Origin of the sequence: Chryseobacterium sp. YR221 (assembly GCF_900176315.1) — a bacterium.
Classification (GTDB): domain Bacteria; phylum Bacteroidota; class Bacteroidia; order Flavobacteriales; family Weeksellaceae; genus Chryseobacterium; species Chryseobacterium rhizosphaerae.
The window spans coordinates 62055-73535 of record NZ_FWXM01000010.1 but is presented as its reverse complement, the minus strand read 5'-3'; the positions used below and the strand labels follow the sequence as shown (position 1 = coordinate 73535).

The 11481-nt window shown below is 37.0% G+C and carries 10 protein-coding genes and 1 tRNA gene; 9 read left to right on the top strand and 2 right to left on the bottom strand.

All coding sequences use genetic code 11. The features are described from left to right. Nucleotides 1-19 precede the first annotated feature (19 nt). Nucleotides 20-94, bottom strand: a tRNA-Pro gene (locus B8967_RS21910). 437 nt (nucleotides 95-531) lie between these two features. On the opposite strand from B8967_RS21910, the gene B8967_RS21905 reads away from it, so the two are divergent. Then, a complete protein-coding gene (locus tag B8967_RS21905) occupies nucleotides 532-1056 on the top strand; it encodes a thermonuclease family protein (protein ID WP_084087867.1) in 525 nt (174 codons plus the stop codon). A 164-nt stretch (nucleotides 1057-1220) separates the two neighbouring features. On the opposite strand, the gene B8967_RS21900 is transcribed toward B8967_RS21905, so the two are convergent. After that, nucleotides 1221-2672 (bottom strand): serine hydrolase, encoded by a 1452-nt coding sequence (locus tag B8967_RS21900; protein WP_084087866.1) that lies wholly within the window; start codon nucleotides 2670-2672, stop codon nucleotides 1221-1223. Nucleotides 2673-2898: 226 nt separating this feature from the next. Here B8967_RS21900 and B8967_RS21895 point away from each other — a divergent pair, with 226 nt between their 5' ends. From B8967_RS21895 to B8967_RS21860, 8 genes are all read left to right on the top strand, one after another. After that, entirely contained in the window at nucleotides 2899-3747 is an 849-nt protein-coding gene (locus B8967_RS21895; protein WP_084087865.1) for a helix-turn-helix domain-containing protein, read from the top strand. A gap of 63 nt (nucleotides 3748-3810) precedes the next feature. Beyond that, complete coding sequence (locus B8967_RS21890; protein ID WP_047494432.1) at nucleotides 3811-4722, top strand: alpha/beta hydrolase; 912 nt, start codon at nucleotides 3811-3813, stop codon at nucleotides 4720-4722. A 266-nt stretch (nucleotides 4723-4988) separates the two neighbouring features. Beyond that, on the top strand, nucleotides 4989-6050 hold the full coding sequence (locus tag B8967_RS21885; RefSeq protein ID WP_084087864.1) for an acetoacetate decarboxylase (ADC): 1062 nt from the start codon (nucleotides 4989-4991) through the stop codon (nucleotides 6048-6050). Between the two features lie 24 nt (nucleotides 6051-6074). After that, nucleotides 6075-7436, top strand: a complete 1362-nt coding sequence (locus B8967_RS21880; RefSeq protein WP_084087863.1) for an aldehyde dehydrogenase family protein — start codon at nucleotides 6075-6077, stop codon at nucleotides 7434-7436. Nucleotides 7437-7527: 91 nt separating this feature from the next. After that, nucleotides 7528-8475 carry an NAD-dependent epimerase/dehydratase family protein gene (locus tag B8967_RS21875; protein ID WP_047494439.1) on the top strand — a complete coding sequence of 316 codons (948 nt, stop codon included), beginning with the start codon at nucleotides 7528-7530 and terminating at the stop codon, nucleotides 8473-8475. Nucleotides 8476-8506: 31 nt separating this feature from the next. After that, entirely contained in the window at nucleotides 8507-9418 is a 912-nt protein-coding gene (locus tag B8967_RS21870; RefSeq protein ID WP_179140103.1) for a helix-turn-helix domain-containing protein, read from the top strand. A 112-nt stretch (nucleotides 9419-9530) separates the two neighbouring features. After that, nucleotides 9531-10232: a type 1 glutamine amidotransferase domain-containing protein gene (locus B8967_RS21865; RefSeq protein WP_084087861.1), complete on the top strand. Its 702-nt coding sequence runs from the start codon at nucleotides 9531-9533 to the stop codon at nucleotides 10230-10232. A gap of 41 nt (nucleotides 10233-10273) precedes the next feature. After that, nucleotides 10274-11260 (top strand): alpha/beta hydrolase, encoded by a 987-nt coding sequence (locus tag B8967_RS21860; protein ID WP_084087860.1) that lies wholly within the window; start codon nucleotides 10274-10276, stop codon nucleotides 11258-11260. The last annotated feature ends 221 nt before the right edge of the window (nucleotides 11261-11481 follow it).

Sequence of the window (11481 nt, the reverse complement as noted above, 5' to 3'; positions counted from 1 at the left end):
CACCCTTGATTTTAAAAAGTCGGGGCGGCAGGATTCGAACCTGCGACCTCCTGGTCCCAAACCAGGCGCGATGACCGGACTACGCTACGCCCCGATTGATAGTCATCATAACGAATTTTACTTCGTTTTTGCGGTTGCAAAGGTACAATACTTTCTCAAATAAAAAAATAAAATGAAGGATAAATTTTCATTAATTTTTACGCTCACTTTTTTATTTATTTTAGATTACTAATAACCATTGAGTTATATTGATTGAAAAAAAACAGTTTTTTTTATATTTTCCCCTTCGTTGTGTGACTTAAATCACTTTGACCCATAGAAAAATTGGATATACTTAAAAATGGAGTTATAAGAAATATAGCCCCTGGCATCAGAAAAATCCTTCAGAATAGTGGTGTTTTATAAATCCTGGTTCTTTGCCTGGGTATGAAAAATAACTTCAGGATTAAATCTGGGAATTTTTTTCTGGAAAAACGCTCAAAATGCGATGAATTATAGGTTTTCAGAGTTCTTAATTCTTATCTTTACTCCATGAAACGATTGATATGGGCATGCCTCTTTTTTCCACTATTTAGTTTTTCTCAAAACAGTGGAAAAGTAATAAAAATTTCAGATGGAGATACCATCACAATACTTCTAAAAGGAAATCAGCAAAAAAAACTTCGGCTCGCTGAGGTGGACTGTCCGGAGAAAGGACAGCCTTTTGGTAAAAATGCAAGACAATTTACCTCAGATCAGGTGTTTGGAAAGACTGTTAATTTTGTAGAAACCAATACGGACCGTTACGGACGTTCTATTGCCAAAGTGTATTATGACAACGGTAAATACCTTTCAAAAGAACTGATAAAAGCAGGTTTCGGATGGTGGTATTTTTCCTATTCGAAGGATGCTACTTTGGGGGAGCTGCAGGATCGTGCGCAACAGAAAAAAGTTGGTCTTTGGCAGGATACCCGTGCTATGGCTCCCTGGGAATACAGAAAAATGAAACGCGAAGAATCGAAAAACAGAAAATATGAAGCTTCCCAAACTAAAATAAAACCTAAAGAAGCTGCCTGAAAATAATGTGAAAAGCCTAAGAATTTTTGATTCATAGGCTTTTTTAATACATATAGCAGTTCTATATAAAAAAGTATAAGGAGCTTTATCCCGCTATCCACTCATACTCCTCACGCCTTCCCTAAAAAGCATAGCATGTTGCGGGGTAACCGTTCCTATCGGGGCTAGGGTAGAGGTCTGGATAGTTGATCCAGTATATTTTTTCCATTCTTATTATCAGGATTTAGCTCTATTGATTTTTGATACATCTTGATAGCCTGATCTTTTTGTTCAGTTTTTAATAGTATTTCACCATAACTATCATATGCATTCCAGCTCTCAGGAAACAGATGTATATTGAGCTTGAAAATTTCTAAGGCTTCTTTAAGTTGTTTTTTTGCCATCAATCGGTATGCCCACTCATTGAGTTCAAATTCATTCGGATTGAAATCAGGATTCTTTTTCTTTTCGGTATCTACTAATTCAATAGCTTTGGTAAAACCCGTTTTTCTTAGGTTTATTCTAAGATAAGTTATGGGATCAGCCTTAACAATATCCGGATTGTAAACGCCGGCAAGTTCTTCTAAAAAATCTTCCGGATAACTGCCTCCCAAATTGGTAAGGACAATAACGGCCAAACCATCATCCGGATATACCAAAAATGCAGCCCTGCTCCCTCCAGACATCCCTACGGCCTTATGCATTGAACGAAGCTTTGCCAATCCCCAGCCTTGTGTCCAGTTGGTTGGTGTTCCATTATTAAACTTTGCCGGTAACCACATTTTGTCTATTGTTGCGGCATTTTTCAAAAGCTTTCCTTTTTGTAATGCTATGATCCAATGGGCTATATCTTCTGCTGTACTGTTAAGACCTGCTGCCGTTCTGGTGAAATCAGGAAATTCATAATAGCCATTCGTTAATTTTTCTGTATTGAGTTTCTGCCCGTCCAGATTGGTTTTATAATGATAAGTGGGAGCATAATGAGATATAACATCTCTGGAATCACCAAATATCGTATGCTTCATATCCACTACCTTGAATTGCTTTTCATTGAAAAAGGTAGCAAAAGACTGTCCACTTACTTTTTCAATGATTTTGCCCAGTAAATAATAATTGGTCTGATTATAACTGAATTGTTCTCCGGTTTTAAAATCCATCGGAAGGGATTTGAGCTTTTCCCAGACGGCTTCTTCAGTTTTCAGCACACCAATATTACCTGTAATGGGATCAAATAGTTTTTGGATGTCCGGAAAGCCTGAAATATGGGTGAGCAGCTGCTCAATAGTTACTGTTTGCCATTCTGAAGGGAGATGATCGAGATATTTGCCTATAGGGGCGGACAGATCAACTTTCCCCTGTTCTGCCAGCTGCATAACCGCTACAGCAGTAAATACCTTTGTACAGGAATTAATAGGAAAAACTGTGCTGTTTGTGACCGGTATATTATCCTGCACATTGGCAATACCATATGATTTATTTAAAACCAGTTTTCCATTTTGAACTATGGCGATTTGTAATCCCGGAATCTGTTTTTCTTTCATTTCCCTGTTAATGATTATATCAATATTGGAAATGGTATTCTGGGCAAAAGAATATTGCGAGAGGAGTACCACAATACATAAAAGGTAGATCTTCATTTTTAATTTATATATAAGACCATTGTGGAATGAAATCTATTACATCGATGTAATACAGTTAAGGCTAGTATATCATTACCTTGCTTTATGGGATCTTCAGATAGGTGACCTTACGTGAATCGGTTATCGGATACTTTATATACATTTTGTATATTCGTTAAAGTACTTTGCGTATATTATCAATGAATGATAGCAATATTGTATTTCTAAAAACGTAACAGATAGAATGAAAACATTTCCGCAGGAAAAGATATTAAAAGATGATAAGCTGTTGTTCGCTAAATGGAAAACAAATACCGTCTCTACCAAGCAATTTATATTGATGCAGGAAAATGCTTTTGTATTTGTTCTGAAAGGTAAAAAGGTAATAGTTCAGGATGGGGATATTTTAGAAATAAACAATCAACAGCTTTTAATATTAAAAAAAGGCGTTCACAAAATGACAGAATATCTTGCGGAAGACGGTACCTTCGAAGCAATTGTCATATACTTTGCAGATACCTTTATTAAACATTCAAGATTGTTTGATAATGTAGATCCTTCTCAATCAGGTATTGTAAACCAAGATATAATGATCGTGGGGACGGATAAGATGATCAATAGCTTTGTGGTACAATATTGTAATTACATTCTTGAAAATGAAAATGATGCTCTCATCATGGAGCTAAAGGTTGTGGAACTGACGCACCTTCTTTTGAAAAAATATCCGCAAACCCAACACTTTTTTACCAGTATCATTCAACAAAGCAGTGATTTGAGAAGTTTGATGGAAAAGTTGTACAAAGAGAATTACAGCACCAGCCAATTAGCTTATTTTTCCAATCGCAGCTTGTCCAAGTTTAAAAGAGATTTTAAAAGTAAATTTCAATGCTCTCCTGCAAAATGGATTCTTTCCCGTAAACTGACTGATGTCCGTTTCTACCTTGTGAATACCGATAAAAATATGTCTGAAATAGCGGATGAAACTGGTTTTGAATCATTATCCCATCTCGATAAATCATTTAAACGACTATATGGCATCACGCCTTCCGCTTTTCGTAACCTGTCGGCAGTGAACCAAATCGACAAACCTTAGGTCTTTTAAGGCAAACCAATCTGTTTCTTTCCTTCTAACTTTGCGGTGTAATAATACCTTAAAATGCACAAATACAAAACAGAAAAAGTATACTACCTAAGTGAAGGGGTAAAGATAGCCGCTTTAAAGTATACACCGGAAAAAGAAGGAAGATGTCCGGCTATCGTGATGGCTCATGGATTTGGCCTTACCAAAGAAGCGTATATTGATAAATTTGCAGAGAGGTTTGCAGAAAATGGATTTGTAGTTATCCTCTTTGATTATAGAAATCTTGGGGAAAGTGAAGGATTGCCGCGTCAGGAGGTTAATCCCTTTATGCAAATTGATGATTATAAAAACAGTATCACTTTTGTCAGTACACAAGCTGAAGTGGATATTGAAAAAATCGGAATATGGGGAACCAGTTTTTCAGGTGGACATGTCCTGGTAACTGCAGCAACAGATAGCAGGGTAAAGTGCGTAGTCTCTCAGGTACCTACCATTAGTGGGTTTACATCCGGATTGAGGAGAATGTCTGCCGGACAGGAACATGATCGTCAGGAAAATATAAAACAAGATAGGTTAAACCGTTTACAGGGAAGGGAACCAATGATGAAAACAATTGTTGGAGAGGCTTCAGAAAACCCGCTTTATCCAATGTCAGATGCTGAAGCCTATTATACAGGAGCATTGAAGCTGTCACCAACCTTTCGCAACGAAGTAACGCTACGGACCACCGAATACACCCGTATGTATGAACCGGGGATCTATGTATCCCGGATAAGTCCTGTACCCGTTTTGTTTGTTGTTGCATTAAATGATGAGGTGACCCCGACCGATCTGTCGATGAAAGCTTATGAAGATGCATTACAACCCAAAGGTTTGATCACTATTCCAGGGGGACACTTTACGCCTTATCTGCAATATTTTGACACCGCATCGAATGCTGCCGTTGATTGGTTTTCAAAATATTTTTTAAATACGCCAATAGACTAAGATGGCTTCTTACTACTTGGAAATAGCTATTGATTGATATGTTGATTAGCAGGAGTTAAGTATTTGTCTCTATTATATTGAGGTCGTGGAATTTTTTCTGATATAATGAATGTATTTGGAGCTGGTTAAAATCAGCTCTAATTTTATTTTTGATATAACCCTGTGTGCAACTTTATGCTAAACAGAGATTATGTTACAACTTCCCCTAATCTAGCTACTCCTGTTGTGTCCATAGTTCTGAACTTTGTCATAGAAAATAAAAAAGTATGAGCATTTTTAAAATATTGACAACAGCAGGACTTGTAGGTATCTATTCACAAGCGGTAGCAGGCAGTTTTGGTGCAGCTGTATATCAAAAATCTTTTGATTCAAATACTGTAATTGTACATCAAAAAAATCAGATCATTATGGACACTATCAAACCCGAACAGACAATTATTGACCTTGCAGGACATCAAGTTCCTGTGTTAAAGGATGGACTTTATGATCGGTTTCGTTCAAATCCTCCATTATCTGTCATTGAAAAAGAAAGACCAGATATTGATCTCAGCTGGTTTAAGACCATTCAGAAAGAGAAAAAGGACGTTGGATTTGCAACTTATTCTCCTAATTTTTATTATAGCAACAGTAGTATCACAGCAATCTATACGGCTGATATGAAACTATTGAAAAAACTGATTCCAGAAGAAGTTCGTGATATTGTAAAACCGATTTCTATTACTCCGGGGCGAGGACTAATTGCCATAACAGCCTACGCTTATCATTATTGTGATAATGATTCGTATAACGAGTTATCGATTTCTATTGTTACAACCAAACCTAATGCAGGAAACTGGGGCGTATTTTCCTTGCTGGGAGAAATAAAAAATAAAAACCTTTGGGGGTATGTTTTAAAACTTCCCGTAGATACAGAGCTTGCTAGAGTTCGTGGGCTAGTTGGGTATAACTTACCGAAATGGTTAATCCCTATTGATTATAGTGGCAAAGGGGATTTTATGAACTTTACTTTTTATGATGAATCAGGTAAGCTAGATTTTGAAATAGGAGGAAAGAAATTGGATATAGAGACCATAGATCCTGAAATAGTTCGTTCGAATTTTATCAATCTGAATAAAAATGGAAAACTGACACACGGTTATACGGACGTACGGGCATTGAAAAAAGCGACCAGTAAAAAGAAAGAAGATGTGAAACTCAATCTTACCGATGGCCCGTTGTCAAAATTCATTAAATCCTTGGGTTTAGGTAAATTAATGCGATATGATTATCAACCTGAATTTCAGGCCGCATTATATACTCCTGAACCAACTGGCAACACAAAAGAATAGGTTTAAAATTAAAAGGCAATTACAATGGATTTTGCAAGAATATTTCAGTCACAAAAAGAGTTTTTTAATTCACACCAAACAAAAAACATCGCTTTTCGTAAGGAAAAACTCCTAAAGCTAAAGAATCTTTTGAAAGCAAATGAAGATCAGCTTTATGAAGCAATCTATAAAGATTTTCGTAAGGGAAAATTTGATACCTTTCTTACAGAACTCAATCTGGTATATAATGAAATAGATTTTTTCCTGAAAAACTTAAATAAGCTTAGCAAGCCTAAAAAAGTCAAAACGGCACTCAGCTTACAGCCTGGAAAGAGTCATATCCATTATGATCCCTTGGGAGTTACACTGGTCATTGGGGCATGGAATTATCCTTATCAGCTGACATTAAGCCCTATGGTGAGTACCATTGCAGCCGGTAATACCTGCATCATAAAACCCAGCGAACTTCCGGAAAATACGATGCTTGTGTTAGCGGATGTTATCAATGAGAATTTCCCTTCAAACTATCTCCATGTGGTAAAAGGAGGCATTCCGGAAACAACAGAACTTTTGAAGCTTCGGTTTGATAAAATATTTTTCACAGGAAGTCCAAAAGTGGGACAGATTGTCTACGAGGCCGCAGCAAAAAATCTGGTTCCTGTTACGTTAGAGCTTGGTGGAAAATCACCCGCCATAGTAACTAAAAGTGCAGACCTTGAAGTTGCTGCCAGAAGGCTGATCTGGGGAAAATTTCTAAATGGAGGACAAACCTGTATTGCTCCCGACTATCTGTTGGTAGAAGAATCAGTGAAACCCAAACTTCTTAGTTTGATCAAAGAAAAGCTCCAGGAAATTAATTATTCTGATGGTGCGGAGCATTATACCAGTATAATCAATAAACGGAATTTTGATCGTATCCTTGGCCTGGTTGATAATTCAAAAGTAATTTATGGCGGGGAATATAATGCTGATTCGCTTTACATTGAACCTACCATTATGGATAATGTGACCTGGGAAGATCCGGTAATGCAGGAAGAAATATTTGGTCCTGTTTTACCTGTCATATCCTACAGCCATTATAATGATGTTCTTCATCAAATTATAGAAGGTGAAAAACCATTGGCTGCTTATTTATTTAGTCATAATGAAGAAGAAAAAGATAAACTTTTAAAACTGGTTTCTTTTGGTGGCGGATGCATCAATGACACACTGATGCACATTACCAGTGACTATCTCCCTTTTGGAGGTATAGGGAATTCCGGGATTGGAAACTACCACGGTGAGTTCGGCTTTCTTACATTCTCCCACCAGAAATCAGTCATCGAAAAAACAACTTGGGGTGAACCGGACTGGAAATATCCTCCTTATACAGATAAAAAAATGCATTGGCTGAAAAAGGTGATGTAACAGAGATTATGTTACAACTTTCGTTAATTCAGATACTCTGTTTTTAGGCTGGTTGCTGAACTTTGTATAATAATTTAAAACAGCAAAAGAAATGCAAACGATACTAGGAGCCAACGGTCAGATTGGCGAAGAGCTCGCAAGAGAACTCAAAAGAAATTTTACTTCATCTATACGAATTGTCAGCAGGGATGCAAAAAAAGTAAATGACACGGACGAGGTTTTTTCTGCGGATCTATCCATTCGTGAAAAAGCAATTGAAGCAGTAAAAGGAAGTGAAATTGCCTATTTCACATTAGGCCTTCCGATCAGTTCTGATCTCTGGGAGAAACAGTTTCCGCTTATCCTTCGTAATGTGATTGATGCCTGCAAGATCAACGGAACAAAACTCGTATTCTTTGATAATACGTATATGTATCCTCAAGATGATCGCATATTGACAGAAGAAACTGCTTTTTTACCTGTGGGAAGAAAAGGAAAAGTCAGAAGAAAAATGGCGGAAATGGTGTTGAAGGAAATTGAATCCGGTGAACTTGAAGCGGTAATCTGTCGTGCCCCGGAATTTTACGGTCCCGGTAAAACACAGAGTATTACCAATACCTTGATTTTTAACAATATCAAAGAAGATAAAAAGCTGAAGGTTCCATTGAGTACAAATAAAAAAAGAAGCCTAATCTGGACTCCCGATGCGAGCCGCGCCACTGCTTTGATCGGGAATACCCCTGAAGCATTTGGTCAGACATGGCATCTGCCGGTAGATAAAAGCCATCCTACCTATAAAGAGTTTATCCGAATGGCTTCAGGAATTTACAGCAGAGACCTGAAATATTCTGTTGTCCCAAAATTGATGTTCAAAATAGGGTCATTTTTCAACAAAAGTGTAAAGGAATTACTGGAGCTTCTTCCCAGGTATGAACATGACAATATATTTGACGATTCAAAATTCAGAAAGAAATTTCCGGATTTTCAGGTCACAACATATAAACAGGGAATCAGTATCATTAAAGATGAACAACTTTCAGGAAACAAAATAATTAAGTAAATTAGTCATGTATAAATCTGAAAATCAGCATATGAAAACTCCGGAAAAAGTATCATCAATAAGTACACTTCATCAGTTTTTAGGGCTAAAAAGACCTGCGAACCCGCTGATCAGTGTATTTAATTTTGATGATGTGAAACTTGAACCGGAAACTTTTCTCAGTGCGGTAACAACTGATTTTTATGTTATTGCTTTAAAAAAAGACTGTGCCGGTGGAAAATGTAGGTATGGTCAGCAATATTATGATTTTGATGAAGGTATTATGTATTTTATTGCCCCACATCAGGTCCTTCAGTTTGATGATATACTCCTTAATGGAGTAAGAGGGTTTGTTTTGGTGGTACATCCGGATTTCCTGCATGGATATGGACTAGCATCCGATATTAAAGAATATGGTTATTTTTCCTATACTGCGAATGAAGCATTACATCTTTCTGAAAAGGAAGAGAAAACAATTCTTGATATAATTGATAATATAGGAGGTGAAATTGATAGCAACATGGACACATTCTCACAGGATCTATTGGTTTCAAACCTTGATCTGTTGTTGAAATATTGTGACCGATATTATAATCGCCAGTTTTTGACCAGAAAGAAAGTAAATAGTGACCTTCTTTCAAAGCTGGAGATATTATTGGATGATTATTTCAAAAATGATAAATTAACCATTAGCGGGATACCTACGGTTTACTCCATTGCAGAACAATTACACCTGAGTGCAAATTATCTGAGTGATATGTTAAGAGTGCAAACGGGGCAAACCACGCAACAGCATATCCAGAACCGATTGATCGAAAAAGCAAAAGAATTACTTTCTACTACCTCAATGTCGGTATCTGAAATTGCTTATCAACTTGGATTTGAACATCCGCAGTCGTTTCACCGCCTTTTTAAAAGCAGAACGTCACTTTCTCCACTTGAATTTAGATCATCATTAAATTAAAGTGCCCTATTTAAAAAAAATTAAAATACAGAGATTCGGTTACAACTACCCGTAATTCGGTTACTTCCAGTAAATGGTTTCTTATCAACTTTGTTGTATTAAAAGAAAAAATATGGGTATGATGAAAATCTTAATTATAGTAACCAATATTGGAATGTATGCAAGTGGTAATCTGGAAACAGGTTTGTGGCTTAGTGAACTCACGCATATCTACCATGCGGCTAAAGAGAAAGGTTATGATATTACTATTGCAAGCCCACAAGGGGGTAACGTTCCTGTTGATCCCGAAAGCCTAAAGCACTTTACACTTGATAAAGTTTCTAAGCAATATTGGAACGAGAATGACTTTCGGTTATTACTTTCAAATAGTGAGCGGTTATCTGAGCTTACTCAACAAGAATATGATCTGGTATATTTAGCCGGCGGTCATGGTACGATGTACGATTTTCCGGATGACCTTGCTATACAGTTTGTGATCAGGAATCAGTACGAAAAAGGAAAGAAAGTTGCTGCGATCTGTCACGGGGTCGGTGGATTATTAAATGTTAAGCTTAGTAATGGTGAATATCTGATCAAAGGAAAATCAATGACTGGCTTTGACTGGTTTGAAGAAACTATTGCCAGACGAAAACGGGAAGTGCCCTTTAATCTAGAGGCAGCCATTAAGGAGCGTGGTGCAGATCTAAAAAAAGCCTTTATTCCAATGACATCTAACGTTGTTGTGGATGGTAGTCTGATTACAGGTCAAAACCCATTCAGTTCAAAGGAAATGGCCAAGGTGGTTATTGAGGAACTTGAAAAAACAAAAAATTAAAGGGACATTACAATCATTTTTAAATCATAAACATATTAGTTATGGCAAACAACATTAAAGCAGAAAACGATCCGCAAATCCTTTCAGGCATCAGAGAATTTTTGAATGCATTGAATAATAGTGGTGGTGATCCATTAGAAACATTATCTCCGGAGAAAGCTAGACAGGTTTTGGTCGACGCTCAAAAGTCTGTAGAAGTTGACTGTTCGGGGATTATCGAAACAGAAAAAGAGATCACTCAAGATGGTATTACGGTAAATATCCATATTGTAAAGCCTGCAAATGCAGCTTCTAAAAATCTTCCAGTATTTATATTTACTCATGGCGGTGGATGGGTTTTGGGGGATTACCCAACACATAGAAGATTGGTAAGAGATTTAGTTGTCAATAGTGGTGCTGCTGCTGTTTTCACAGATTACACTCCCTCTCCGGAAGCGCAGTATCCCGTCGCAATAAACCAAATCTATGCGGCTACAAAATGGGTGTCAGAAAATGGTGCAGAAATTGGCGTAGACGGTAAAAACATGGTTGCCGCCGGTAACAGTGTTGGTGGCAATATGACAGCTGTTCTCTGCTTGATGGCAAAAGATAAAGGAGGTCCGGAAATAAAATTTCAATTACTGCTATGGCCAGTAACTGATGCTGATTTTTCTCGTGAATCTTGGCAGAAATATGCAGAAGGCCGATTCCTTACAGCTCCATTGATGAAGTGGATGTGGAATAATTATCTTCCTGATCTAGAAAAACGAAAAGAATATTATGCTACTCCATTCAATGCACCTTTAGAAAAACTTAAAGGGCTTCCTCCTGCATTAGTACAGCTGGCTGAAAATGATATCTTGTTCGATGAAGGTTTAGCGTATGCAAGAAAGCTGGATGAAGCAGGTGTTCCAACAACCATTGAAACCTATAATGGATTTATTCATGATTATGGTTTATTGAATCCATTAGATCATATTGAAGCGGTGAAGTTTTCATCAGAGCAAGGAGCATTAGCTCTTAAAAAAGCTTTGTTTGGAAATAGCTAGTTTTTTGTAAAACATAATTTTATGAGCTTTTATTATATTCAAAGGTGAGTGTTTTATAACATTCGCCTTTTTTGTTATATGTAATCTTTTAAAATACATGAATACGGGGAAGGTTGTTCAGCTAGAGTAGGAGTTGATTCTATAAGTTTTAGCTACCGTCCCGATTAAAAATCGAGATGCTCTATTTTATCTGTTTAACTAGTATATTGATTTTCTTGAAA